This is a genomic window from Thermococcus barophilus MP (assembly GCF_000151105.2).
GTDB classification, from domain to species: Archaea; Methanobacteriota_B; Thermococci; order Thermococcales; family Thermococcaceae; genus Thermococcus_B; species Thermococcus_B barophilus.
Window position 1 is genome coordinate 1,526,906 of sequence record NC_014804.1, and the last position, 26,100, is coordinate 1,553,005.

Here is a 26,100-nt window from a genome sequence, read left to right on the forward strand (position 1 = left end):
TTGCAGAGGTGTGAGAAAATGAGCGAGATACATGAAAAGCTTGAAAGCTTATTGAGATCACTGGGTATTAAAAAAACTGAAATCAGAATTTATAGGTTGCTTCTCGAGAAGAAAGTTCCTATGAGGATTACAGAAATCCAAAAGGAGCTGGGCATAAGTGAAAGAAGTGTAAGAGAGCACGTACTTAATCTTTATAGAAAAGGGCTCCTAAAGAGAGAACTAATTCAAAAAGGATGGCTTGGATATGTTTATACGGCAACATCGCCGGCAGAACTCCTTGAAAAGCTGAAAGAGAGCATTGTCAAAAAGATAAATGAGTTAGAAAAAGAGCTGAAAGAGAGAGAAATTTAACACTCAATAAAGCCCAGCTTTTTCAAAATTTCAAGGGCTTTGTTAAGCTTTTCCCTGTCAATTTTTCCAAATTCTTCTTCAAGGGCTTTAAACGCCTCCTCCTCTGGTAAGATTTCTCCCAGCATCAGAAGCTCATGGAGATGAATTGAGAACTTTTTGTCTTCCATAAATTCTTCAAGCTCTTTTGCCGCTTTTTCCTCAAACTCCCTAATTGTTCTAACTGAGACCAAACCTTTCCTCTTCCACTTTATCCACGCTTTGAACTCTAAATCATGACCTATGTCGATTCCCAAAAACTTTCCATCCCTCGCAAGACCTCTCATAACAAGCTTTTCTGCAACTTCAATTTCCCTATCCATACCAAGTTCTCCCAGATATTTCATAGCATAGCCTCTTGCAAATCTCTGCAGTTTTTCTTTCTCAGCTTTCGCCAGTGCTAAGGCTGTAGCCAAAACAGCCTTCCCAATCACTTCGAGAGAATCTTTGCTTATCTTTTCTATGCTGTCTTCACTTGAGTGATAAAACTTGTCAGGCCAAGTTATTGGCATGACTCCAGGAACTCCAAAGAAGTTGAAGATATCGTGGTCGCTCCCCATCTGATAGGAGTAGCTTTTAACTTTCAGTTTGGGCATCCCTTCACCACCAAAGCTCTCACCTTGAGAGTTCGCCAGATTGAGGTAGTACTCCAAAAGTCCGCTAACAATTGAGAACCTTGATAACGGTGTCCTTACAATCATTATGGTTGAATTCGAACGATCTTCGCTCCCTCCTACCATGTCGAGATTTATTACCGCATAATAGTTCTCAAGCTCAGCGAACTTTTCAATAAATGCTTGTGTTCCGTGATATTCGGGAATCCAGAGAAATGCAAAGCCGAATCTGAAATCTTCGCTGTGTTTCTCTTTTAATGCCTTTGCCAGCTCTATGAGCATTGCTGAACCGCTTGCGTTGTCATTTGCCCCTGGCTTTGGATGACAGATGTGAGCTGTGAAGAGAATATACGGTGGCTTTCCAATTTTTGCATAAACCATTGGTAAAATTTGTTTATCTCTAATCTCCGTTTGAACTCTAATTTTGGCTTTTACGCTCTCCCCTTTCTTTAACTTGCTAATTATTTTATTCGCAATCTCTTCACTCACGGCAACAGCTGGAATCTTTGCCCACTCTAAATCTTTCCTTGAGAGAAACAGCCCCATATATGGAAATGCTTTCCCAGTTCCTTTGCGATAGGCTACAAAACCAATGGCACCGCTTTTGTTAGCTTTTTTATAATTATCCTTCCATTTCTTGCCAACTAAGACTATTTTTCCCTCTGCTTTCTCCCAGTCATCCTCTCTTTCAATATAAACCATCTCCCCTTCAGCTTCTCCGCTTGGCGAGTGTGCCATCACTACAAGAGGAATTTCCTCAGTGGTGAACTTTTTGCCAAAAATCTCAATTTCACCGTAAATTAGGTCCCATCCAATTGGAGATTTCAATGTCAGATGCCAGGTTTCTCCATCATAGACATCTTTCAAAAGCTGGGCATCAATTCCAGCTTTCTTAAGCTCTTCAAGGATATATTTTGCAGCATCAACGATTTCTTTTGAACCCTGGATTCTGTGGAACTGAGAGATGTTCATTATGTGCCTTAAAATTTCGTCAACATTTATTCTTGATTCCTCAAGAAACTCCTTCATAATATCACCAAAAATAATTTCGCAATGCTTATTTAAGTTGCTCGCTTAATTGGAGCATCACCCCCAAGTAATGTGCCTGTTAACCAGAAATCTAACAATAAACGAGAATCCAATTCCAATTAAGTTCGCTATTAGATAATGCATGCCGAGAAAGATAAGCACGCCGAATATCGTCCACTGGACAACGGCTCCAGTCAACGCAGCCAAGTGGAAGCTGAAAAGTCTCTTGTAAAGCGGTTTATTCTTCAAATCTTTAAACGTCCACAGATCATTCCAAGTAAAATTGTTGAGGATTGCAAGCTCAGTCGCAAAGACATTAGCAATCATTAAATTAGCAATCCCTCCACCGAGAATGTTTGCAAAAAGCCACAAGAAAAACTGATTTACAACTATTCCACTCATTCCCACAATTGAGAACTTAATCAAACGGTCAATCTCGCCCTCCCATTTCATCAAACGATAGAGATGCCTCAAATAGTTGAAAATCTGCTTTTGGCTGAGTTTACTTTCTCCAGCGTGTCTTAAACCAAAAGCATATGGAACCTCAACTACCCTGCTGTATTTTCCCTTTATGAGAATCTCAAGGAGAATTTTAAAGCCCACTGGGTTCAGCTCAACATTTTCAACAATTCCTCTTCTGAGAGCAAAGAATCCACTCACAGGGTCTTTTATGTTCCTAATTTTCGGCAACGCAACACGACCAATCATTATTGCACCTTTTGAGATTAACTTCCTCCACCAGTACCAGTTCTCAACCTTTCCACCCTTCACATAGCGGGAGCCAATCGCAATGTCAGCCCCTCTTTCAATTGCCTCAACGAGCCTTGGAATTACTTCCGGAGGATGCTGCAAATCAGCATCCATGACTACAAAAATATCTCCCCTGGCCTCTTTAAATCCTCTAATCACAGCAGAAGAGAGACCTTTCTCTTTTGTCCTCCTGATAACTCTAATTGGGTATTTTTGCGCTAATTCTTGAGCTTTCTCCCATGTTTTATCTGGAGAATCATCATCAACGATTATGATTTCAAACTCATAATCCTCCAACGCTTTGCTTATTCTACTCACAAGCTCCTCAAGGTTTTCCCGCTCGTTGTACGTTGGGACTATGATTGAGATCATGACAATCCCTTCCTTGTCCAATTTCTCGTTGCGAAATCTTTATAACACTTTCTTTAAACCTCATTCTCGAGGGGCCGTGGGGTAGCTTGGCCTATCCTTCCGGCTTCGGGAGCCGGGGACCCGGGTTCAAATCCCGGCGGCCCCACCATCACTACTTCTGGCTGTTCTTTGTCAAAGAAGAGAAATTTAGACAGACAAGTTTTATTGAAATTGTCCAACAGATCAAGACTGCACAATCAGAGCAGTAATTTCAATTCTCTTAGAGTCTTATTGGAACAGAGGTAGTGGCTGATACGGTTAAGGCTACTTTGGAAGCTTTCAATTCTCTTAGAGTCTTATTGGAACTTGCAGTTTGTTAGGACGCACTTTTTAATAGATGTAGCTAAGTCTTTCAGAACTTTCAATTCTCTTAGAGTCTTATTGGAACTGTCGTAAATGCTAAGATTATTCTCGATAAAGCCGCCTTTCAATTCTCTTAGAGTCTTATTGGAACATCATTTGGGGAGCAACAATCATGCTCTTTGGCATAATCTCTTTCAATTCTCTTAGAGTCTTATTGGAACTTTGTATTAGTAGCGTCAGCACTTGCAGCGGTTAGGGCTTTCAATTCTCTTAGAGTCTTATTGGAACCATTCTGAAGAAGGCTGGATATGTTAAACAAGTGACTACCTTTCAATTCTCTTAGAGTCTTATTGGAACTTCAAAGATATGCTTAGCTATTGCCGCATCTTTGATCTTTCAATTCTCTTAGAGTCTTATTGGAACGCAGATTTGGATCGCTGGAGGGCCGTATTGGGTCGCAACTTTCAATTCTCTTAGAGTCTTATTGGAACCTTGGTAACTGCTTTGAGTAACTGACTTTTCGCTAAGCCCTTTCAATTCTCTTAGAGTCTTATTGGAACCTCAAGAGCCACGACCATCACGCTCCTTCTTTATTTCTTCTTTCAATTCTCTTAGAGTCTTATTGGAACTTGACCCAGAAAGAGACCAAGAAGAAGAAGCGTTTTTTTACTTTCAATTCTCTTAGAGTCTTATTGGAACATAATCCTCTTAGGATGCAGCTTAATATCTGGGATATCCTTTCAATTCTCTTAGAGTCTTATTGGAACACGCCGAATGCGCTCACAGTTGAGCCTTGGATACCGGCGGATGCACTTTCAATTCTCTTAGAGTCTTATTGGAACTTTGCTCAGTGTAAAGTTGCCTTGCCAATTCAGCTTGATGATTGCTTTCAATTCTCTTAGAGTCTTATTGGAACCGATGTCCACCATTAAAGTGTGCTCGTAAGTCGTCAACTTTCAATTCTCTTAGAGTCTTATTGGAACTTCCAAGCCGATCCTTTTCGTGGAAAAAAGAACTCGAACTTTCAATTCTCTTAGAGTCTTATTGGAACAAGAAGAAATCGAGCGGTTGAAAGCGGAGCAATGGTCGTCTTTCAATTCTCTTAGAGTCTTATTGGAACGAGCAAGCTTGGATTGAGGTAATAGCTGCGTGCATCACTTTCAATTCTCTTAGAGTCTTATTGGAACACTCCGTTTGTAGTTACAAAGAAGAATTTGCCCTCATCTTTCAATTCTCTTAGAGTCTTATTGGAACATCCACATTGGTGTTCTCATTTTTGGAATAGTATTCACAATCTTTCAATTCTCTTAGAGTCTTATTGGAACTGCTCGAAGTATTCAATACAACATTTGTCAATATAACAGCTTTCAATTCTCTTAGAGTCTTATTGGAACTTTTATGATGATTTTGAGACAGCATTAGACACGGCAAAACTTTCAATTCTCTTAGAGTCTTATTGGAACTTACTATTCATCGTCGGCTCACTTGTGGGCAAAAAAGCCTTTCAATTCTCTTAGAGTCTTATTGGAACTCTGAGAATCATTGCAACCTCACCTCAATGCGAATTTTCTTTCAATTCTCTTAGAGTCTTATTGGAACTGGAACCTGATCGGTTCCATCATCATAAAGAGTCTTCTTTTCTTTCAATTCTCTTAGAGTCTTATTGGAACAGGGCGGGATTTTGCCTTATTTCCCCAGTAAAAGTATAAGAACGCTTGGATTATAAAAGCTTTTTGTTGGAGGGTTAGTAATGCAGTCAGAGCAAGCCTTGAATTCAAGGGTTTTTCACTCCATATCATGGCAGATAAACCCCACAACAACTCCAAGCCACCAGTGCACAATAATGCGCATAAGACTTCCAATGGCTTTTTAAGCATTAAAACCCAAAAATCCAACTTCCTCATCTTCTAATTTTAAAATGGTCAATTTTCCATAAGGAGAACATGAGAAGAAGCTCTCAAAAACCCCAAACCCAAACATGTACATTCAAAACGTTACAATTTCAATAAAACTTGTAACATAAAGTAATTTAATAACAAATAATTACTAAAAATCTCCAAACAACTCTCAGGGCAGTATTCCAGAAAAGAAGACTGCAAAAAATCAAAAACCACAAAAACAGAAAAATCAACAAAAATCGAAAAATCTTCAGAATCACCCCTTCCTCTCCTTAATTATCTCTTCCGGAGTCTTGCCCTCAATCATGAGCTTTGTCCACTCTTCAAGCCATCTTGAGTAGTTCTGCTCAATTTCCTTTGGATCAAGGCTCACAAGCTTGTCTGGCTTAACCGCATATTTGAAAACATCCGGAAGCTGAACGTTCTTGTTCACTGGGAACATCCAGTTTGTTAGCGGTATCTCCTTCTGGAAGTCCTCACTGAGAACGAACTCAATGAACTTCTTAGCCAGATCCGGGTGCTTTGCTCCTTTAACAAGACCAATCCCCTCAATCTGTGGATAACCACCTTCTTTGAAGATTATTGCCCCAATATCCGGTTCTTTACCGCTTTCATAAGCAGAATAAGCTGGATCCGTTGCATAGCTGACGAACAGCGGGGCTTCTCCCTTGTCCCACATCTCCCATCCAGCGTCCCAGCCCTTGGTTATTTGATAGATGTTCGGCTTAAGCTTCTCCCAGAAGTACAGCCACCCTGGGTCTCCATAAACGGCAATTGTCCACAACAAAAATGCCGCTCCTGTTGAACTTGTTCTTGGATCCTCAACAATTAAGCTCTTCTTCCACTCAGGCTTTGTTAGGTCATCAAAGCTCTGTGGTGGATTTGAAATCTCACTCTTCTTGTACACGACTGCAATGAATCCATAGTCAAAAGGAACTACGTGGTAAGTCGGATCAAGTGCATCTATTAGTTCCTTTGGAACGACATCAATGTTCTTTGGCTTGTATGGTTCAAGGACACCGGCTTCAATAGCCTTTGCTATGAGGTTGTTGTCAATTCCGATTACAACATCCGCCCTCGGATTGTCCTTTTCAAGGATGAGCCTGTTCAAAACTTCCCCAGCATCCCCCACTGTGATTATCTTGACTTTTACATTGTACATCTTCTCGAACTTTGGTATCGTTGCATTTGCCAGTCCCCAGCTGACGAAGCTGTCGTAGGCATAAACAACAAGCTCCTTGGATGTCTGCTCTTTATTACTGCTGATACATCCCAATCCACCGACTATAACCATTAAAGCCAGGATTAGAGCAAGATTTTTCATTTTTCATCACCTACAACCAATTTTTAAATTTCCATGAATCAGTAATAAAAAGGTGTTTAAAACTTTATTGTGCACATAATTGGGAAATCAGAATTGAGAGTAGAGAAAGTAGGCGTATATAGTGAGGAGTACGGCACTGATTGCTCTGCTGATTTTGTTGGTCATCCTTAGGGATAGGGTTAGAATCCCCATAACGAACAGTGTGAGGGGCATTGTGAATGAAAAGATGCCTGCATCAACTGTTATTGGTCTGATCATGGAGGCTATGCCGATCACCATGAGGATATCGAGGATGTTGGCTCCCACTATGTTTCCAACGCTTATATTTGGTATCTTTTTCAGAGTCGCTGCCAGAGAGTTTGCAAGTTCGGGAAGTGAAGTGCCGATTGAAACGAGGGTCAGTCCAATAACAACTTCCGAAATGCCCAATGACCTCGCTATAGTAACGGCACTCGTAACTACCATTCTTGCCCCGATCACAACGACTGCACCGCTCAAGAACAGGATCACGATGTCTCTCCTAACACTCCTGCTTCTGCCTCCCTCAATGTCTTCAATTGCAATATGCTTCCTGTAGAGATAATACAGAAAACCGAGATAAATTAGAATCAGTGTGAACCCTTCAAGCCTTGAAATTACACCATCTCTCATCAAAAACCAAGCGTAAACTGTGACAAGGAACATGAACAGAGAGTTTCTCCAAGCTATCTCATCAACCTCAAGCGGCATTATCATTGCAGAAATCCCCAGAATCAGCGCTATATTTGCTAACGCACTGCCGACAGCATTTCCCAGCGCAATTCCACTGTTGCCCTCAAAAGCTGCTATTGCTGATACCGTAACTTCGGGAAGCGTTGTCGCTATGCTCGCTAGGATTAGAGCAATTAAAAATTCACTTACTCCAAACCCCTTAGCCACCCTGCTTCCAGCCTCAACAAACTCGTCGCTTCCTTTAATCAGCAGAATCAAGCCCACTATGAACACAATGAACTCCTGAATCATTGGCACCGCCGTTAGTCTGTAAGTGGTGCTGGGCTTAAAAAACTATGCCCCGTGGGTTTTGTAGTTTTTTCCGTAGCCTACTCCTTCTCCCCTGCCTTCCATCTTTATAACATAATCAGCTGCATTTTGAAGGGCAACGCTGAAGCCCGGCTCAACCCCTATTACAATTGTTTCCTTTCCCTTTCTTTTGGCTTCACTGATTATGGGGAGAAAATCGGCATCTCTTGTTGCTATGGCGATTATGTCAACATCTGAGTTATATATCAGCTCCATTGCCTCTATGGCAATCCTGACATCCGTATCCCCCGCAACGATTATCGGCTCAAAGCCCTGGTTCACAACAGCCTCGATTAGTCCCTGAGGAGCGTACTGATTCAAAACAACCTTCGCAACTCTGATCTTTCCAATTCTTTCAAGCGCTTCTTTAATATCCTCTAATCTAATTCCAAATTCCTTTCTGAGGATGTTTGGCCCATCAATGATAAGTCCAATTGTCTTTTTTGGCTCCTCTTTTTTTTCTTTAACCTCTCTTTCTTCTCTCTTTAGAATTCTGAATATCTTTTCTTTCACCACTCTCTTCACCCCTTGGAGTCAGGACTATAACATAATCAGCTCCATGTTTTAAAGCAGCGCTAAATCCTGGCTCAACGCCGATTATCACAGTTTCCTTACCCTTTTCCTTTGCCTTCAAGATTATGGGCAGAAACTCGGCATTCCTTGTCGCCAAAGCAATTATGTCAATATTAGGGTTATATATCTCACGCATAGCTTCAACTGCCAGCTTAACCCCTGTTTCTCCAGGAACAATTATCGGCTCAAAACCTTGGTTGGCTACAGCCTCGATTAATCCCTGAGGAGCATATTGGTTGAGAATAACTTTGGCAACTCTAATGTTGCCGAGCTGTTCAAGTGCCTCAACAATGTCCTCAAGATGTATGTTGAATTCCTTTCTCAAAATGTTGGGACCATCAATCAGAAGGGCAATCTTCTTGCCCCTCCGCATTTTGCGCTTCATCATTGCTATACTCCGCATTCCCTCCTTTGTAATCGCCATTATCCTCTCCCAATTGCTGGGCATTCCAATCACCATCGTTGCAATCAGGCATCGCTAAAATCTTACTTTTAAATAGCACACTTGAAGTATAAAAAAGTTAGCCGGAAAAGCCCTTGATTATGTGCTTATAGTAGTACCAGAGTCCCCGGATTATGTCCCTAACTTCTATCATCGTGAAGAGAGGTGTTCTGTCAATGAACTTGGCAGTTTCTTCCCAAGTGTGTGCCTGAAGAACGCGGTAAATCAGGAGCAGAACTTGACGCTCATCTAAATACGGCCTCATCCAGCCATCAAGGAAGTAGAGCTTTACTATTGGCTTCACAGCATCAACCACAGTGTCGTAAGTCAGGACTTTGCTAACAAACATTTCTAAGCGTTTTATCTGAGTCTTTGTCAGATGTACTGGATAATCAACCGCCTCACCAAAGGGGCTTTCAAAGAGCCATCTTGCAATCTCCGGCTCTAAATCCCTGTGAGTGTCTCCAAGCCAGTCCAACAGCCTGATCCTGAACTCTGCATTTGCTTGCTTCACAATCTCCTTAGCCCTTTCACTTATTGGCTTAATCACTATTGCCGTATATTCACCGCTAACTGGGTTTCTTGAGGGACTTAGATGAACAACTGCAAAGCCGTTTCTAATCCAGAACCTAATCAGCTCTTCGCTTGCCCCAAAGCCTGAGCCAACCCAGTCGTAGCCTTTCTCTTCAGCTTCCTTTATGAGCAGTTCAAGGGCTTTGCTTCCAAGCCCCATGTCCATGGCATCTGGATGAGTGGCAATTCTCACAACCCTGTATCCCTTAAGCTTTGCGAACTCTTTGGCATAGTGGTGCTTGACCATCATATCCGGGATTATGTTTCCTCTCGGCTTGTAGCCCTTTGCCATCTTTTCAATTACACCCTTCGGAATTCCTCCCTCTTTTGCAATTTGAATGGCACACACTATCTTGCCGTTTTTCAGCCTCAAGACACGGGCTTCGTGATGTGGGGCATCTGCCAGCAAAGCTACATCGCTCGGCCTGTTGCGGTAGTGGGCAAGAACATAAATTCCGACGAAGTGCTTCAAGTCCTCTCTGTCATTCTCAAACCAGTCATCCAAATCTGGCTCTTCAAAGTAAACTTCCTTTTTCCTAATCATCTCATAATCTTCCTTGGTTAAAGGAGCGGGCTCAGCATCAAGCAAAAGCACATCAAAGAGCCACTTTTCAATTGGATCTCGGCTGGAGTACCTGATTGGAACTGACAAGTGGATTTCTCTAAATTCTCGCTTTTCCTTCGCTTTCTTTAGGAATTTAACAGAGAAACCTCTTCCCGCACCCTCGTAGCCATGAATGGTTGAGGAGTAAATAACTTTTGGCTTTTCAAGGTATTTGTGGAGGATTGGGACGTGAATACCGGCAGCTTCGTCAAGAACGTAAACATCAGCATTTTTCTTGTATCCCAGAGTCGGCGGATAGTATCTCAGCCCGATGCCTTTGGCGTAGAGCTCTTTTATGAGGTTCTTCTCCGTGACGACTTTGACCCTATAGCCAAGAATCTCCAAGCTCTTCTTTGCAAATCTGAATAAGCTTTGAACATTTTCCAATTCGGGAGCCGTTATTACCGCCCTGAATCTCCTCCTCTTTGAAGACAAGGCTAAGCCGACAACACCAATACCAACGCTCACACTCTTTCCTCTTCCTCTGTCCGCTGTCAGAACAACCATACCCTCATCCTCTATCAGCGCCTCAAGATTCTTGAGAACCTCAACTTGACCATTTGTGAGGCATAATTCATAAAGCTCTTTCGGGAATTTAGTCTCTTCTGGGATCTCAATTTTTTCCCTCTCTGGAAGCTTTGCCTGACTTTTGCTCTTTTTCGGCTTCTTCAGGAGCTTTTGATTTTCGGCATTCACTATGTATATTCCCTCATGCTCCTCAAACTTCCGAATCAATCTCCTGTTAAACCTCTTTTTCACATCATCAATGGTGTATGGAGGGGTTACAAGGTTCTTATGAAAGCCAGTCCACATATTTTTCCACTTTTCAAACGGATTGGTGAGAACAAATATTAATCCCCCACCCCTAACCGTCTCAATTATCCTGCCCAAATCGTTGGGGGAGAAGTCATAGCTCAAATCGAGAATCAGTAAATCAAAAGTCCTCCCAAGAATATCGCTTGTATATTTGAACGTAACCCGAGTAAGCTCGGCATTTTCATCCGCTAAGATGTCAAAATGCTTTCTGAACTCTTCATATCGTGCCCTTCCAAACGTTCCTTCTCCAAGAGCATCGGTGGCATACAAAACCTCAACCTTTTCCTCGCTTTCATCTCTCAGCTTTCTCGCAATTAACTCATCAATTAGGGAGGATAAAACTTTGGCAGAAGCTCCGCCTAAGATTCCAGCCAGCTTTGCTTTATTCATACTCTCTCCTTGAAGAACAATCATCCTTCTGTGAAAGTTTTCCAGTGCTTCAGCCAGAGCTGTTTCGGTGAGCTTTAACAGTGAGTCCTTAACCTTCTCTCCCTTTGCATACTCTCTCACCTCTTTGTCAAATCTAATTTTTACCGTCATTCTCTCACCTCCGTAAAAAGATGGAAAGGGAGTTTAAAAAGTTGTTCAGCTCATGTGTTTTTAATTCGTCAGCATAATTTTAAAACAAACATCGAAACGCTAAATTTTTATATAAACGACTTCAAATTTTTTGCGGTGGTTTTATGAAAAAGCTTGACATCAGGGACTTGGGAAAATTCAAACTCGTTGGAGGATTGGATATCCACAAGAACAAGACGGCATTCACAGTTACCGAAGTCAATCTTGAAAAAGATGACTACTTCAGCAAAATCTACCTTTATGATGGCAGAAAGGTTATGCAGTTCACTTCTGGACCTAAAGACTCAAATCCAAAGTTCTCACCAGATGGAAACTTCATGGCATTCACTTCAAAGAGAAACAAAGAAAGCAAGGAGAGTGAACTTTATTTAATTCCAACGAGGGGTGGAGAAGCTAAGCTCTTAACAAGGTTCAAATACGGGATCAATGACTTTGAATTCTCCCCAGATGGAAAAGCCTTAGCTGTCATTTCCCCGGTAGAAGTTGACCGCAAAAAGGAAAAGGATGATGTCCACATAATCAAAGAGATACCATTCTGGTTCAACGGGATAGGCTGGATTTACGGAAAGAGAGCCCAGATTTTCTTAGTTAACACAGAGAGCGGAAGAAAGAGAAAGCTAACTAAGGGAAAGCTGAACATCCTAACTCTCAAGTGGAGCGACGATGGAAGTAAAATATACTTCATTGCTCAAGAAGACAGAGAAAGGAAGCCAATGATAAGCGACCTTTACGTTTTAGATGTTAAGAGCAAAAAGATTGAAAAGCTCACCGATTCTAAGTGGCGCATTGGAGACTTCGTGATAATTGATGAAAAGCACTTCGTTTTAAGGATGAGCACCCTTGAGAGGGGGATACCAACAAACACTCACATTTATCTCTTCAATGCCGAGACTAAGGAGATTAAAAAGCTCACTGAAAAGCTCGATCGCTCAGCATACAACTCACTTAACTGCGATGTGAGAGGAAAGTCAAGAAATCCGCTGATTTACAAGGATGGCTGGGTTTACTACATAGCAACAGATGGACCGAGGGCGAACCTTTTTAGGGTAGATTTGGAAGGAAACATTGAGCGTGTTATTGCCGGCGACAGGAGTATTGAAACTTTTGGAATTGGAAACTACATAGCGTTTATTGCTCAAGATGCAGTAACTCCAACAGAACTGTACATTCTAAGAGACGGCAAAGAGAAGAGGGTCACGAACTTCAACGAGTGGATCAAGGAGTACAAGCTCTCAAAACCCGAGCACTTCAAAGTTAAGGCAAGCGATGGCGTGGAAATCGATGCATGGATAATGAGACCGGTGGACTTTAAAGAAGGCAAAAAGTATCCTACCATTCTCGAAATCCATGGGGGGCCAAAGACAGCCTATGGCTACTCCTTCATGCATGAGTTCCACGTTCTAACCTCTAAAGGCTTTGTAGTGATATTCAGCAATCCAAGGGGAAGCGACGGCTATGGGGAGGATTTCGCAGATATAAGAAAGCACTACGGCGAAAGGGACTATCAAGATTTAATGGAAGTCGTGGATGAAGCTTTGAAAAGATTTGACTTCATTGACCCTGAAAGAATCGGAGTTACTGGCGGTTCCTATGGCGGCTTCATGACGAACTGGATAGTTGGGCATACGAACAGATTTAAGGCAGCAGTGACTCAAAGATCAATTTCCAACTGGATGAGCTTCTTTGGAACTACTGATATAGGCTACTACTTCGCCCCAGATCAAATCGGGGAAGACCCATGGAGCAATTTTGAAGGGTACTGGGAGAAATCACCTCTAAAATATGCTCCTAACGTTGAAACACCGCTTTTGATAATCCACAGCATGGAAGATTATCGCTGCTGGCTTCCGGAGGCATTGCAGCTTTTCACAGCGCTGAAGTATTTTGGAAAAACCGTTGAGCTGGCAGTCTTTCCGGGAGAGAATCACGACCTATCAAGAAGTGGAAAGCCGAAACACAGGGTCAAGAGGCTTGAGCTAATTGTTGGGTGGTTTGAGAGGTGGCTTAAGTGATTTCATTTCTTTCTCCTCCTGACAACCTCTCGTAAAACCCATCTTTTTTCATTTCCCAGATTATTCGGTCAAATTTTTGAATGAGTTCCTCAACTTCAGGACTCCTTTGGTGCTTATTCTCGATGAGCACCACATCTTCCTCTGCCCGAATAACACTCTCAATCCCTGAAATCAGAAGAACATGCCAAACTGAGAAAACTAAAAGCATGAGAAGAAGAATTGTATTTGGAGAGAGAGTATATGTTAAAATAATTAACCAGATTAAACTTGCTGGAAATGCTATCCTTCTGAAAAGCTCGTTAAGACTCTTCTTGCCGCTAACAGCAAAGAGCACAACAGTTCCGATGAGCCCCACAGCAAAGCTTAACCCGCTCCAACGGATAATGGAAGCTGGAATCCACTCAATCCCAGTTATTGGCTTTTTACGAGCCTTTAACATTGCACTTCTGTAGGAGAGTACCTCAAAGTTCCAGAGAAGCAACACAAAGATTGACCATAGTATGTTTGCATCACCTTTAAGCGTGCTCAATGAACCTGAAAAATAAATGAACAAGGCTGCCATAGCAGGATAAAATTCTACCAACATAAAGGGAAGGAATATAAAAGAGAGCCTTGAGGGGAGAGAGGTGTCTTGATTCTTAGGAACTTCCCCTTTTCTGCGTCCCCAGATGTAAGCAATACTTACTAAAATACTAATAATAGAGACAAAAGCAATAGCCGCTTTCAGTATTTCTTTTATCTCTGATATTGCATCACCTTCAATATAGATGGGAATTGTAACATCCTCAACCGTTCCGTTGTCAAACTCAAAGCGAAACGTAAAGTAGTTAACTCTGTTGTAGAGAGCCCACTGATACTCTGAGTCTGTCCAAAAGGCATTCTTGACTGCCCGATATAGAAGAGACCACGGTATAAACTCTATTCCAATCGGAAGGGAAACTCCAGAGGGGGATTCACGAATAAAGTCATCTGTCTCGCTAAAAAACCAGACTCTGCTATGTCCAATTTCTATTCCATCAACTGCCACAAGATAAATCTTAGCTGTTCCAATGCCATTCACCGTGCACCTAACCTTTTCATGCACATTAACCTTCGGTGAACATGTTACGTTCAGTGCAAAAACTTGAGGGATAAAGACCATCACAATGAAAAATACCGTTATTACAGCGACTTTATAATTCCTCATGCTGATAACCCTCCTTTTTCATTTCCTTAATAACACGGTCGAACTTCCTAAGTAGCTCTTCCACTTCTAATGAGCGGGATTCATCTCCATAGGGAATGCTCTTAGCCTTCTCTCTGTATCTCCACAGAGCAAGGAGGTGAAAGATCAAGGCAACAAGAAAGACCAGCACCAGAGAAAAATCGGGGCGAGATAAGTACAAAAGGAAGATACACCATACCAGCCCAAGGGGCCAAGCACTCTCAAAGCGTGAGTGAAGAGAACGCCTCTGTTGAAACCAAATAAGCGTAAAGAAGAGAGGAAGCAGACAGAATATCAATAACAAAACAAGCAAAGTTCTCACATTCATGTTCTATCCCTCCTAACGCTGGCATAAACGTACTCGCGGTACTTGAAAATTAAAACGGTGTAAATGGAAGCAATGGCAAAAAACAGACGAGCTGAAAATGGCTTTGCTCCAAAATAATTGGCAAAAATCAGGCCCATTATAGTATAAAGAACATTCAAAAGCAAGGCTGTTTTTGGTGAGATGCCGTCTGAGACTTCCCTATCCCAAACTATGAGGAGCATGATTCCAAAAACAACAAACGCAGCCGCTCCAAAGAAGTGATAAGCAACTCCAAGAATGGGTATCATTGGTATTACAAAAATTCCACTGTAGCCAGATTTAACACCTCTCTGAAACCATACGAAGAGATAAATCAGATGAAGGAAAATGTAAACTGAAAGGATGTTCAGCAAATTGTCAGCAAAATCAAAATAGTTTTGGACAACTATAATCCTATCAAGTAAAAGGAGAAAGAACAGCAAAGTGCCAAGGAGAATAAAATAAACATGTGCACGAACTTCACTCGGTTTGTGCCTAAATATCTCAAACAAAAAGAAAAGTCCCACAAAAGACACTCCAAAATATGTAGGAATGTCACGTTGTGTCTCTGGGGGCACGTAAAAAGTCTTCTGGAGAGCATAACCGTTGCTGAAAATAACTTTAATGGTATGGTTTTTGTCACTCAACAGAAATCGATAATCTGATATGCCAGAAAATGTCCGTCCGTAGAGTTTCTCAGCAAGTGTTCTCTTCAAGCGGAGATACAGAAACGTCGAATCATAATCGCCAGAATGTTCAAAAATTATCTCTTTTTCTGTTAAAAATCCGAGAGAGCCTTTTCCAGATAAAACCTCGGAAGTTATATCCATACCATCGAAGTAGACAGCAGAAACCAAAACTCTGCCATCAATATCGGGAAATAGAGTTATTCTGAAAATAAGTGTAGCACCGATATGAGGTTTATTTTCAATAGTGATATTCCCAGAAATCTCTCCTTGAACCAAGGGGAGGAGTGTCATTAGAAGACCTACAAAAATTAATTTAAGGAGTCTCATAAATTATTCTTGACACCTGGCCTTTAAATACTTTTCGAAATAAGAAAAGATAAAAACTTCAAAGCGTATAATCCAGAACCTTTCCAGCCTCTTCAATGTGCTCTGGGTAAACATTCTTAACCTCCGGGTGCAAAGCCTTGATAACCCTTCCAACAAGTACAAACAGCGTTCCTGTTATAATGGGCAGCTCGTTAACAACCTCCTCGTCGAGCGGCAGATCAGAGGGTATCTTCTTAAGAACGAACTTCCTTATCGGCTCAATTTCCACTTTCTCATCCTCAATGACAGCTCTGAAGAGGTTCATTGAATTCTTGAATCCCTTTGTTAGCGGTAAATGCCTCAGCCTTATTATCCCTGTGTTCTCAGCTTTTGCGTTCTCATAGGCAACTTCAAACAAATCGCTGAGCTTCTTCTCAACTATCTCCATCATCTCCTCTGCTCTTGGCTTTATCACTGCCAACTCACATGTTCTCTCAAGAATCTTCTGAAGCTGTGGATATGGGATTATCATCTCTGCCATCACTCTCACCTCCTTTCGATTATGCCAGTAAAATTTTAGTAACATAAAGTATATAAAATTTTCGGCCCTCAGAGAAAGAGGACAACAATCAACAACGCCGCAAAGATGAGTGGACCAAAAAGGAACATCGCAACGGCGCTCTCCTTGGTGGGCTTTTCCGGTCCCACTCTCTGAACAAACCAGAGGCTGAGCAGAAAGCCGACAATAGTACCGAGAAACCAACCGAGGGGCTCACCGAGACGATATTTTGCGTAGTTCAAGACTATCATGGCCAAGAACAGTATGGTCACTCCCAAAGTAGCCTTCCAGATGCTCTTCTGCTTCCCCACGATCACAAAAAAGCCCGCCCATGTCAGGGTGAAAAGGAAGCCTACTGTAAACTCCGCCAGCATGACACCACCCAACCTAATTACGATGGGAAGTATAAAAGCTTGGTGGTCACCCCAAAAATCCCCTAATGCTCGCCGCTTTGATTATTAACTCCTCATTAATCTCGCCATCCAGTATTTTATTTGTAATCTCACAGTGCTCCTCATTTCTCTCAAATTCGAACAGTTGGCTCATTTTCAGAATATCCCTTAGGAATTTAAATTTCTCAGCCGATTTAGGATTGAAATACCTAAATGCTAAGCTTAAATCTTTGTAGATACCATTGTAAACATTACTTATGACCTCAACATCTTTTTCACTAAGTGCATTTAATCCAAGAACTTCTGGAGGTACGCCAAGAGAATAAAGAGATGCAGTGAATTTTATTGCCCTTGGAAGTGCAAAGCCATTAACGTCCCTGGCATAACCAAACAGTCCAATGTGGAGCTTTCTCTTTCTTCTGGAGGGAACAAACTTTGCAACCTCCCTTACCAATTTGGCCAAAGCCTTAATCTGCTTAGAATACTCAATTTCATATTTTCTGAGAATTAGGAGGATTTGCCCATTAATCGGCTCAGCTTCTTTTCTCTTTGAGCTTTTAATTTTCTCAACGGCTTTTATAACCTCCCTCGGTGGATTGTCGTATTTAAACGAGCTTTGAATTGTAAAAGTCTGAGCCCCTCTATACTCTTCCAGAACATTTTCAACATTTTCTGGGACAAGATGGCCTCTAAAAGGCGCACTGCCTACACCAATAATTGGATAAATACTAACACTCTCCTCTTCTTCAAGCTCCTGAAGCTTAAAGAGGGCATATTTATCATAGACGACAGCACTTATTAACCCATAGTTCATGGCAGGGTCGCTCCTTGCCAAGAAAACCCTTTGGTATTCAAAGTCCTTCCCATGCAAGTACTCTCTCAATATTTCAGCCGAGTTCAGTATTGCATCTTTTGTCTCAAAGAGTGGTATTACGTTAATTTCTTCAGGAAAGAATTTCCCAATCCACTCGTAGAGCTTTACGTCATAGACTCTCTTATACTGCTTTCCAACAATATAACGTTTGTACAGATCGTAGACTCTGTTAATTTCGTTTGCTGAAGTTGTCATCGGAAGAATAACTTCAAATATCGGGGCAATCTCTTTGCCGTAGAATATCTTTGAATAATCAGCTGAACGGGAAATGCTCTCAAGCGTTTCAAGTAGAAGTTTTGCTTCAGCCTTCTCAACGCTGGGATTGGGTACTCTTGGAGTTAACCTAAAATCCTCTCCAAGCTTATGCTTTCGAAAGAAGTGAGGATACCTCTCCAGAAGCTTTTTAACAACAAACTCATCCACCTCTTTTCCTTCGAAATCCCACATCTGCTCTTCTATGCCGAGAACGCTGAAGGCATAAAACGCTTCAATTATTTCATCCTCACCACCCAACTGAGGTTCCCGAGCAAAGAAAGGTATATATACATTGTCAGGATGTTGAGTACTCATTGTTTTTGGTATCATTTAGCCCACTAAAAATGCAGAAATATGAACAATTTAAGTTTTTTGTAAAAATCTTTGATTAAATGACAAAAATCAGCAAAAATCTTTTTAAAGCTACCTTAGTACCAATATCCCATGCGCGCTTACATTTTAGCATTCCCAGAAAAAAGATGGGAGAGCTATCTCACACCTTTAAATGGAGGGTCTCTCGTTAAGATAGTTGAGCAAAGGCTCAGAATGACAAAGAGGATTGATAAAGTCTACACAATCATAAGAAAGGGACAGCTGAAGCGCTTTTCTCTTCACGTCTCAAATCCCGTTGGAGTTGAAGCCAAAAACAAAATCGAAGCGCTTTACAAAGCTTTACCAGCTTCTGGAGAGCTCCTCCTTGTTGAAGGGAATATGCCGCTGATAATGCCCTTCTTGGTAAATTATCTCTCGACGCTGTTTTTAGATTCAGACAGCGAAGCATTGATTCCATCATGGAGTGATGGGAGATTAGAGGTTACACATGCGTTTTATGACGCAAAAGCATTAAAGAGTGCCTTAGAGACTTGTCTGGCAGAAAACGAGAAAAAGCTGAGCTGCATTAAAGAATATCTGGATTATGAAACAGTGAGTATTGAAGAGCTTGCTAAGAGAAATCCCAAGATAACGCTGAGCTTCTTTAAAGTTAAGAGCAGCTTTGATTTAAGATTCGCTGAAGAAACACTCAAAAAGATTGAAAGAGGGGAAATTTAAATAACTCCAGATTTTTTCACCCTGTCCGCAACCACCACAGCAACCCCAGCTTTTATCAGGTCAATAACAACAAAGGGTGCAACACCCACTGCAAAGGCTTTTCCGAAGTTTCCTCCGAAGTAGAAGCCCAGTCTAAGCCAGCCTAAGAGATAGATGACACCAATGCCAGTTAAAGAGCCCAAGATATAACCTTTTAGATTCTCATATCTCTCACTTATCAGACCAACCAAAAATGCAGCTACTGGGAAAGCTATTAAATAACCTCCCGTTGGACCATAGAGGTAGACAAATCCCCCTTTGAATCCTGCAAAAACGGAGAGTCCGATGGCGCCCATTAGAAGATATATCGCCTGACTTAGGAAACCCAAACGCGCTCCCAAAATCAATCCGCTGAGCAGGACGAAGAGAACCTGCAGAGTTACCGGCACTTCCCCAATTGGAATGCTTATTTGAGCTCCAACTGCAGTTAATGCGGCAAACAAGGCTGAGTATGCAATTTCCTTTGCCTTCATTTTAGCATCCTCCAGTGTTTTATTTTGGTTAACTTTTAAAATTTTAACTTCTCTAAAAAAGAACTTAGAAAAGAGGTCAATCTTCTCGAGCCTCATGAAAGAACGTGATCTCTGACCCTCAAACATTTGGTAATCTGTCATTACTAAAATAGATTGAGAGCATAGAATAAAGCAATACAACTGCTTAGCAGTCGAAATTGGAGGGAAGTTTATGAAAAAAATAGCAAGTTTAGTGATTGTATTCTTATTTCTAGCGAGCAGCATTGGGTTTGGTAGTTTTCCAGAAGTTTCTGCTCAAAGTAATTATAGCAACCAGAGGGTTTTGGTTCTGAAAAATGTTGATGCTTGGGGCTCAAATGCCGTCGAGGAAATGTTAGATGAAATAGGTGTCCCATACGATGTCCTTTCATCTTCTGAGTTCGCGCCTTTAACGGCTTCATATCTCATAAATAAATATGACGTGATCATCATAGAAAGTGATCAGCCTCAAAATTTCTATGACGAACTTGCCCCAGAAATGGGGGACATTGAAGAGTTTGTCAAAGCAGGGAAAGTCCTACAGGTACATGCCGCAAACTGGGGATGGCACGGGGGAGTATGGAAAACACCTTTACCCGGAGGAGTTGAAATAGTGAAGAGTTACTCAAACTATGACTACAACGTCGAAAAAGATTTGTGGTATTACAGCACCTTTGCCAGCCATGGTTACCTTATAAACCTACCTCAAGATGCCAAAATTATAACCGTGCAATCAGACGTCAGCTATTCTCAAGGAGCCCCTGATTACAATAAACCCAGTGCCGTCACGTATCAATATGGAAAAGGTCTCGTGTTTGCAACCGGGCTTACTTTGGAATACAGTGCAAAATATAGGGGGGCTATGTGGAAAGAATTCCTTAAGGAAATCATTATTGGCAGCCTTGAGTTTAAACCAGCTAAAAAAGTTGAATATTTTGACTACGCAATGATGAACTACATATGGTACATGCTCTACAACAGATATACTGAGAAATTTGATGAGATGTACAAGGAAACTGAACAGTACAACATAACAAACTCAACCATCCCCCAAGTAGCTGAGTATAAATCACTTGCAGAAAAGCACTATGAACTGGGCTGGCAATATGGACATCCGATTAAAGGCCACATACAAGCGTTGCCACATATGAGAAGGGCGTACATGAACATAAAGAAGGCATACGTTCTGCTCGACTACTCTCTGAAGGGATTGAAACATTGGCAGGCACTTGAGAACAACAACTTAACTGCACTGATTCAACAGAACAATGATGCATCGACGCTTTACTGGGTTGGAGGACCACTCAATGGCACATATAAAGGAATAGAGAATGCAAAAGCGACATGGAGCAGATTCTTAGGTGGCAATAACGTGACTAAAGTAGATGTATACAACATAACACTTGCAAAAAGTGAAGATGGCATGACAGGCATACGTGCCGTTGTGATAGTATCAACCAAGGAAGGCAAGAGGATTCCGCTGAGATATGAGATCTACTTCAAAGATGACAGCATAATTGAGGAGTGGTGGATCATCGATCCCTCAGTCCTTGAAATGGCAAAAGATTGACTTATCATCCCATCTTTTCTATTTTATTGTCTAAAGTTGTGAAAGCAACGGGTCACATTTTTAAAGTATTTTTCTTAACGCAGATACGATGATAGAAGTCAAAAATCTCTGGCACATCTATGAGGGAAAAAGAATTGCTCTGAAAAATGTTAGTCTGAGCTTTGGAAACGAGATAGTTGCATTAGTTGGCCCCAATGGCTCCGGAAAGACTACCTTGGCAAAACACTTCAATGGACTTTTAAAGCCCACAAAAGGGGAAGTTTTCATTGACGGTATCAACACCAAAAACGCCAGTGTAGCGGAGCTTTCAAGGATTGTTGGATACGTTTTTCAGAACCCAGAAAACATGTTCTTTGAAGAAAACGTCTTTAAAGAAGTTGCATTTGGGCCAAAAAATCTTGGACTTAGCGGAGAAGCCCTCGAAGAGAGAGTTAAATGGGCGCTCAGGATTGTGAATTTAAGCGGATACGAAGACAGAAGCCCATATTCGCTCAGCGGTGGGGAGAAGCAGAGACTGGCAATAGCGTGCATACTTGCAATGAAACCCAAGTATGTAATTTTAGACGAACCGACCACGGGCCTGGATGAAAAAAGCTCGAAAAGCGTAAAAGAGGTTATAAAGAAGCTGAGAAAGGAAGGACATGGGATAATGCTGATAACCCATGACATGGAGCTTGTTTTAGAGCTGGCGGAGCGAGTAGTTCTGCTATATGATGGGATCAAAGTTTTTGATGGCTCCGTTGATGAATTCTTTCAGCTTGATCTAAGAAATTACGAAATGGAAATACCCGAACTCCTCAGGATCAGTAAATCCCTTGGAATCAGCTTTGTGAGAAACGTTGATGAATTTGTGAATTTCCTCTTAGAGAGGGTGGGAACATGATGTACACCCTTTACATTGAGCGCGATTCATTCCTTCATCGCTTAGATCCGAGGGTTAAAATAATTTCCTCCCTCCTTGGAATTTTAGCCATGATTCTCTTCAACTCTCCTTATCTGCTCTTTGCCCTCTTCATGCTACTTTCCCTTTCTCTTAGATTCCTTGGAAAAATTAGTTTTAAGGAGCAGATAAAGGTATTAAAGCCACTGACACCACTAATAGTCATAACAATTGCAATCTGGCCTTTCATTTTAGATCCAAAGACGTTTGGACTGTTCATCGGATTAGGATATGCTTTAAGACTTGCATCCATGGCTATGATAACTTTTGGTCTCTTAATGACAACAACTCAGAGAGAGCTAATTTTAGGCTTCATAAAACTCAAAATGCCTTATGAGATTGGACTGACACTAACGATAGCATTAAGATACATCCCTACCCTATTCGGCTTAGCTCAAACAATAATTGACGCCCAAAGATCGAGGGGTCTGGAGCTTGAAAAAGGCAGCTTTTTCTCGAGGATTAGAAAAACGGTACCCATCTTAATTCCACTGATAATTGCCTCCATAAAAACCGCCCATGAGCTTAGTATAGCCTTAGAAAGCAGGGCTTTTGGTGCAAGTAGAAAGAGAACGTTCCTCCATACAATCCAAATGGAGAAGAAAGACTACGTAGCACTTATTTTTGTGTTTCTGCTGTTCGGCTTAGCCTTATATGCAAGGTACCAGCTTGGAATTGGGTATGTGAAGCTATACTAAGAACATCTTGGCTTTCTTATCAATAGGTATGCTATGCTCCCCAATATTTTTGACGAATTCCGGTGGAGCCTTGAGAACGCTGATGTTCATACGATAATGCCCCCTGTATCCGCTCGTCCTCAGAACCAGAAGATGTTCAAACAGTTCGGGAATTACAAACAGCCGCTTAAATTCGGAATTTAAGTCAAGCTCATTTATTTCAAGGGTATTGTGCGATAAAACTAAAAACAGACTTTTTTCATCAACAACCCTTCTCATTTTAATAAGCTTTTCCCTTGACTGATTTTCGAGAATCGAGAAGTTTGAAACAAAGACAAGGGAATTATCCTCAACAAGCTCCAAAGCTGAGGAGAGCTCATCCAGAGTATAGACTTTGCCTAAAAATAAGTTCTCATTGTTTTCAGAGAGCTTATTCAAAAGCTTTAGCGAGAATCCATTAGTTGGCTCGAGATAATAAGCGGTCATTCCAGAATTAAGGGCATTTGCAAGAGCTGAATACTGAAGGATAGTTTGGGATAGAGCATCTGTAGTCACCACAGCCACCATACTACCTTCCTCTACCTCACCCACCAACGGCGAAAGCTCCTCAATGAGCGGCACTTTTCTCTTTTCCTCACCAGCTGGTCTGAAGAACATCGGCATCAAAAAGTTAATTCCCTGTTCAAATATTTATAATTTGCGAAAAATATGAAAGGAAAAGCACATCAAAGAACCGCCATGACAGAAAGCCCAACCACAATCATGATAATTACCATTAGAATTATTGCTATCACTATTGCAAAGAGCCATGCTATCACTGCTTTGCCCCAGTCCGTATTAAAAACTGTTTTGACGATCCAGAGAAACGCTATTAGTCCAAGAAGCCCTCCTATGACTGGCACTATTGAACCCAGTATCGCAGAGACTATGAGACCTCCAAGCGTTGCAATGAATGCCTTTCCAAAGCTTGCATCTTCGATTTTTGCAAACTTGGCACCCAGCCAAAGAAAGACGGAATCCACTGCAATAATAACTAAAAACATAACTACTGCCATAGCTCCAAGAGCCCCGAACACAGCCATTGGCCCAACTGGCGCCATTACGGATCACCTTTTTTAAGATAAACACCCAAAGTTTATTAAGTTTTCCTATTCATTGAAGAAAGTTTTTGCGAAAAAGCTTTAAGCATTTTTCCTTAGGTGTTGAGGGGATCAAAATGCTTGAATCAATAAAGGAATTCTTCTGGATTTACTTCATAAGACCTATGTACACAAGAGAAGGCTACAACCCATACAATACGCTCGTATATGCGTTTCTCCTTGGTTTGGGCGTCATATATTCCTACAAATACATAATCAAACCCTTAAAGATCAAAGTTGATGAAAAGCTTTTCTGGGCTGTTACCCCTATGGTTGTCTTTGGAGCAACTGTCAGAGCGTTAGTTGATGGTGGAGTGCTGAAGCCAAATCCCCTGATTCTAACACCTGGAATATTTTTCACAGCATTTTTCCTGATTGTTCCCGCTTTAATAGCCGATGCAAAGCTGAAAACATACCCAAAAGTTACGATAGCTTGGGGCACGATTTTGGCATTATATGCAAACTATCTCCTCGTAACACACGTTAAAAGCTTCAAACCTTATGAGCTTACGATTTTCTGGACGGTAATTTTTATACTCCCGGTTCTGATTTTCTACAGGTTTAAGCCTTTCGAGAAGATGTATCTATATCCCGTTTTGGCACATCTATTCGACATAGGCTCAACGGTTGTAGCAATACACTACTACGGCTACAGGGAAGTCCACTGGCTTGAAAACATCCTCGTTACAAAATTTGGGGCATTCATTTACTATCCGTGGATACTCTTCATCCTCATAGTTGTTTATTATGGGCTCAAGTGGCTTGTACCAGATGAGGAAGAAAGAAGGTACTGGTATCTGGCAATTTACATTCTCGGCTTGGGTCCAGCAATAAGAGACCCGGCTCAGATGATTTTACAGCTTGCTGGTTAGTCTTTTCTTAACTTTTCTCCTCGGCTCTTGAGTTAACACAGGAGTCAAATGAGCATATATGCGTAAATACATCTTCGAGGGTTACTGGCTCGTTTTGGATATCAACGACATCATAATTTGTTAGGATTGCAAGGATATCCTTTAGATAATCTCGTTTAATATAGATCCCCAAGTAGGTAAAACCATTTTGAGTGTAAGCGTTAATCTTCTCTGCTATCCCGTTAAAGTCTTCAATTTTAATCTTACCTTTAATTTTGACTAACAGTTTCCTATCTATTTTTAGAGTCTGGAATTTTTCAATTAGTTCTTTTGGCTTGCCTTCAGCGATTTTCTTCTTATTAAAAATTAAAACCCTGTTACATAACACTTCAGCCTCGTTCAAGTTGTGCGTGGTTAGTATTATTGTTGTCCCAAATTCTTTGGAAAGCTCTAAAATGGCATTCCAAACTTCTCTTCTTGTAAAAACGTCCAAGTAAACTGTTGGTTCATCCAAAATTAAAACTTCAGGCTGAATTATCAGCGGCAGTGCGAGGTAAACCTTCTGCCTCATGCCAGCAGAAAGCTTTTGATACCATTCGTTCTTCTTATCCTTGAGATTCAAAAGCTCCAAAGCATAATTAATTCTATTTTCAGCTTCAACTTTAGGAATTCCCCAGAGTTCTGCAATAAATTTCAAGTTCTTCTCCACGCTTACACGCCATTGAAAAAGCCCAAACAAATCCCTCTCACCGCCGAAAATCGTGAAAATTTTACCCTTGACTTTATCATGCTCTTTCACCGAATCATAACCATTAATGTAAAGATTTCCTCGAGTTGGAATCACCAAAGCATTTGCAATCTTACAAAAGGTTGTCTTTCCAGCACCATTAGGACCCAGAAGACCAAAAATCTCACCCTCTTTAATCTTGAAACTCAAATCAATCAAAGCTGGGATTTTCTCTCTGGGTTTCCCAAGGAAATCTCTCAAGCTCTTCAGGTCAAAGAGCGATTTTATCGGTGGAGGATAAAACTTAGTCAAGTTGACAGACTCAATCATTTAAATCACCCGTATGACATAGGTTCTCCCTTTCTTCTTTCGTTCTATCAAGCCCTTCTTTTCTAAGTTCTGAATAACCCTGCAAGCCCTAACTTTCCCAAATTTATTGCTAAGTCCTTTCTGAGTAACTTCACCATTTTGAAGTATAAACTCCAGGACATCCCTTTCCAACTCGGTTAATTCCACTTTGTACGCATGCTCAAGATCAATTTCTATTCTAAGGAACAATATCAATTTTCCATTTTCACAGCTTGCTTTTAATAAATGGGTTCTCATCCTACCACCTC

The 26,100-nt window shown here is 41.3% G+C and carries 25 protein-coding genes, 1 tRNA gene and 1 CRISPR repeat array; of the genes, 8 read left to right on the plus strand and 18 right to left on the minus strand.

Annotated elements, in window-relative coordinates; translation table 11 throughout:
• Window positions 1-18 precede the first annotated feature (18 nt).
• The gene (locus TERMP_RS08595; RefSeq protein WP_013468009.1) at window positions 19-351 is read left to right on the plus strand and encodes a transcriptional regulator; all 333 of its coding nucleotides are present in this window, start codon (window positions 19-21) and stop codon (window positions 349-351) included.
• Here the strand turns inward: TERMP_RS08595 and TERMP_RS08600 are convergent.
• Both TERMP_RS08600 and TERMP_RS08605 read right to left on the minus strand, forming a co-directional pair.
• A complete protein-coding gene (locus tag TERMP_RS08600; RefSeq protein ID WP_013468010.1) occupies window positions 348-2,030 on the minus strand; it encodes a DUF4910 domain-containing protein in 1,683 nt (560 codons plus the stop codon). The two genes, TERMP_RS08595 and TERMP_RS08600, sit on opposite strands and share 4 nt — an antisense overlap.
• Before the next feature lie 57 nt (window positions 2,031-2,087).
• Window positions 2,088-3,152 carry a glycosyltransferase gene (locus tag TERMP_RS08605; protein WP_013468011.1) on the minus strand — a complete coding sequence of 355 codons (1,065 nt, stop codon included), beginning with the start codon at window positions 3,150-3,152 and terminating at the stop codon, window positions 2,088-2,090.
• Between the two features lie 70 nt (window positions 3,153-3,222).
• Here TERMP_RS08605 and TERMP_RS08610 point away from each other — a divergent pair.
• A tRNA-Pro gene (locus TERMP_RS08610) sits at window positions 3,223-3,300 on the plus strand.
• A 99-nt stretch (window positions 3,301-3,399) separates the two neighbouring features.
• Window positions 3,400-5,164: direct repeats of the CRISPR family, unit length 30 nt; unit sequence CTTTCAATTCTCTTAGAGTCTTATTGGAAC.
• A gap of 484 nt (window positions 5,165-5,648) precedes the next feature.
• Here TERMP_RS08610 and TERMP_RS08615 read toward each other — a convergent pair.
• The 5 genes from TERMP_RS08615 to TERMP_RS08635 all read right to left on the minus strand — a co-directional run bounded on the left by TERMP_RS08615 (window position 5,649) and on the right by TERMP_RS08635 (window position 11,323).
• Entirely contained in the window at window positions 5,649-6,716 is a 1,068-nt protein-coding gene (locus tag TERMP_RS08615) for a thiamine ABC transporter substrate-binding protein (protein ID WP_013468014.1), read from the minus strand.
• Window positions 6,717-6,803: 87 nt separating this feature from the next.
• Window positions 6,804-7,718 carry a calcium/sodium antiporter gene (locus tag TERMP_RS08620; RefSeq protein ID WP_013468015.1) on the minus strand — a complete coding sequence of 305 codons (915 nt, stop codon included), beginning with the start codon at window positions 7,716-7,718 and terminating at the stop codon, window positions 6,804-6,806.
• A gap of 42 nt (window positions 7,719-7,760) precedes the next feature.
• Entirely contained in the window at window positions 7,761-8,288 is a 528-nt protein-coding gene (locus tag TERMP_RS08625) for a TIGR00288 family NYN domain-containing protein (protein WP_013468016.1), read from the minus strand.
• The gene (locus TERMP_RS08630) at window positions 8,239-8,796 is read right to left on the minus strand and encodes a TIGR00288 family NYN domain-containing protein (RefSeq protein ID WP_013468017.1); all 558 of its coding nucleotides are present in this window, start codon (window positions 8,794-8,796) and stop codon (window positions 8,239-8,241) included. Before TERMP_RS08630 ends, TERMP_RS08625 begins: the two co-directional genes overlap by 50 nt.
• 73 nt (window positions 8,797-8,869) lie before the next feature.
• The gene (locus TERMP_RS08635) at window positions 8,870-11,323 is read right to left on the minus strand and encodes a tRNA(Met) cytidine acetyltransferase TmcA (RefSeq protein WP_013468018.1); all 2,454 of its coding nucleotides are present in this window, start codon (window positions 11,321-11,323) and stop codon (window positions 8,870-8,872) included.
• A gap of 143 nt (window positions 11,324-11,466) precedes the next feature.
• Between TERMP_RS08635 and TERMP_RS08640 the strand changes: the two genes are divergently transcribed.
• Window positions 11,467-13,374 carry a S9 family peptidase gene (locus TERMP_RS08640; RefSeq protein WP_013468019.1) on the plus strand — a complete coding sequence of 636 codons (1,908 nt, stop codon included), beginning with the start codon at window positions 11,467-11,469 and terminating at the stop codon, window positions 13,372-13,374.
• Here TERMP_RS08640 and TERMP_RS08645 read toward each other — a convergent pair.
• The 6 genes from TERMP_RS08645 to ppcA form a co-directional block, all read right to left on the minus strand.
• A complete protein-coding gene (locus tag TERMP_RS08645; protein WP_013468020.1) occupies window positions 13,367-14,560 on the minus strand; it encodes a hypothetical protein in 1,194 nt (397 codons plus the stop codon). The two genes, TERMP_RS08640 and TERMP_RS08645, sit on opposite strands and share 8 nt — an antisense overlap.
• Window positions 14,547-14,729: a hypothetical protein gene (locus TERMP_RS11470; RefSeq protein WP_148221085.1), complete on the minus strand. Its 183-nt coding sequence runs from the start codon at window positions 14,727-14,729 to the stop codon at window positions 14,547-14,549. The genes TERMP_RS08645 and TERMP_RS11470 overlap by 14 nt, the downstream gene beginning before the upstream one ends.
• 173 nt (window positions 14,730-14,902) lie before the next feature.
• Complete coding sequence (locus tag TERMP_RS08655) at window positions 14,903-15,940, minus strand: hypothetical protein (protein ID WP_013468022.1); 1,038 nt, start codon at window positions 15,938-15,940, stop codon at window positions 14,903-14,905.
• A gap of 58 nt (window positions 15,941-15,998) precedes the next feature.
• Window positions 15,999-16,460, minus strand: coding sequence for a DUF1931 family protein (locus tag TERMP_RS08660; RefSeq protein ID WP_013468023.1), 462 nt, complete (start codon window positions 16,458-16,460; stop codon window positions 15,999-16,001).
• Between the two features lie 68 nt (window positions 16,461-16,528).
• On the minus strand, window positions 16,529-16,852 hold the full coding sequence (locus TERMP_RS08665) for a hypothetical protein (RefSeq protein ID WP_013468024.1): 324 nt from the start codon (window positions 16,850-16,852) through the stop codon (window positions 16,529-16,531).
• Between the two features lie 46 nt (window positions 16,853-16,898).
• A complete protein-coding gene (ppcA, locus tag TERMP_RS08670) occupies window positions 16,899-18,329 on the minus strand; it encodes a phosphoenolpyruvate carboxylase (RefSeq protein WP_013468025.1) in 1,431 nt (476 codons plus the stop codon).
• Window positions 18,330-18,443: 114 nt separating this feature from the next.
• Between ppcA and mobA the strand changes: the two genes are divergently transcribed.
• Window positions 18,444-19,049, plus strand: coding sequence for a molybdenum cofactor guanylyltransferase (gene mobA / locus TERMP_RS08675; RefSeq protein WP_013468026.1), 606 nt, complete (start codon window positions 18,444-18,446; stop codon window positions 19,047-19,049).
• Here mobA and TERMP_RS08680 read toward each other — a convergent pair.
• Window positions 19,046-19,561 (minus strand): biotin transporter BioY, encoded by a 516-nt coding sequence (locus tag TERMP_RS08680; RefSeq protein WP_048159978.1) that lies wholly within the window; start codon window positions 19,559-19,561, stop codon window positions 19,046-19,048. The genes mobA and TERMP_RS08680 overlap by 4 nt on opposite strands.
• A gap of 211 nt (window positions 19,562-19,772) precedes the next feature.
• Here TERMP_RS08680 and TERMP_RS11320 point away from each other — a divergent pair, with 211 nt between their 5' ends.
• From TERMP_RS11320 to TERMP_RS08695, 3 genes are all read left to right on the plus strand, one after another.
• Entirely contained in the window at window positions 19,773-21,149 is a 1,377-nt protein-coding gene (locus TERMP_RS11320) for a type 1 glutamine amidotransferase family protein (protein ID WP_052296229.1), read from the plus strand.
• A gap of 88 nt (window positions 21,150-21,237) precedes the next feature.
• Entirely contained in the window at window positions 21,238-22,032 is a 795-nt protein-coding gene (locus TERMP_RS08690) for an energy-coupling factor ABC transporter ATP-binding protein (protein WP_013468029.1), read from the plus strand.
• Window positions 22,029-22,787 carry an energy-coupling factor transporter transmembrane component T family protein gene (locus TERMP_RS08695; protein WP_048159815.1) on the plus strand — a complete coding sequence of 253 codons (759 nt, stop codon included), beginning with the start codon at window positions 22,029-22,031 and terminating at the stop codon, window positions 22,785-22,787. Before TERMP_RS08690 ends, TERMP_RS08695 begins: the two co-directional genes overlap by 4 nt.
• Here TERMP_RS08695 and TERMP_RS08700 read toward each other — a convergent pair.
• Both TERMP_RS08700 and TERMP_RS08705 read right to left on the minus strand, forming a co-directional pair.
• Window positions 22,779-23,429, minus strand: a complete 651-nt coding sequence (locus tag TERMP_RS08700; RefSeq protein ID WP_237702800.1) for a hypothetical protein — start codon at window positions 23,427-23,429, stop codon at window positions 22,779-22,781. The two genes, TERMP_RS08695 and TERMP_RS08700, sit on opposite strands and share 9 nt — an antisense overlap.
• Before the next feature lie 62 nt (window positions 23,430-23,491).
• Window positions 23,492-23,866, minus strand: coding sequence for a hypothetical protein (locus TERMP_RS08705; RefSeq protein WP_013468032.1), 375 nt, complete (start codon window positions 23,864-23,866; stop codon window positions 23,492-23,494).
• A gap of 116 nt (window positions 23,867-23,982) precedes the next feature.
• On the opposite strand from TERMP_RS08705, the gene TERMP_RS08710 reads away from it, so the two are divergent.
• Window positions 23,983-24,777 carry a DUF63 family protein gene (locus tag TERMP_RS08710; protein WP_013468033.1) on the plus strand — a complete coding sequence of 265 codons (795 nt, stop codon included), beginning with the start codon at window positions 23,983-23,985 and terminating at the stop codon, window positions 24,775-24,777.
• 7 nt (window positions 24,778-24,784) lie between these two features.
• On the opposite strand, the gene TERMP_RS08715 is transcribed toward TERMP_RS08710, so the two are convergent.
• Window positions 24,785-25,813: an ABC transporter ATP-binding protein gene (locus tag TERMP_RS08715; protein WP_013468034.1), complete on the minus strand. Its 1,029-nt coding sequence runs from the start codon at window positions 25,811-25,813 to the stop codon at window positions 24,785-24,787.
• Complete coding sequence (locus TERMP_RS08720; RefSeq protein ID WP_013468035.1) at window positions 25,814-26,089, minus strand: helix-turn-helix transcriptional regulator; 276 nt, start codon at window positions 26,087-26,089, stop codon at window positions 25,814-25,816.
• Window positions 26,090-26,100 lie beyond the last annotated feature (11 nt).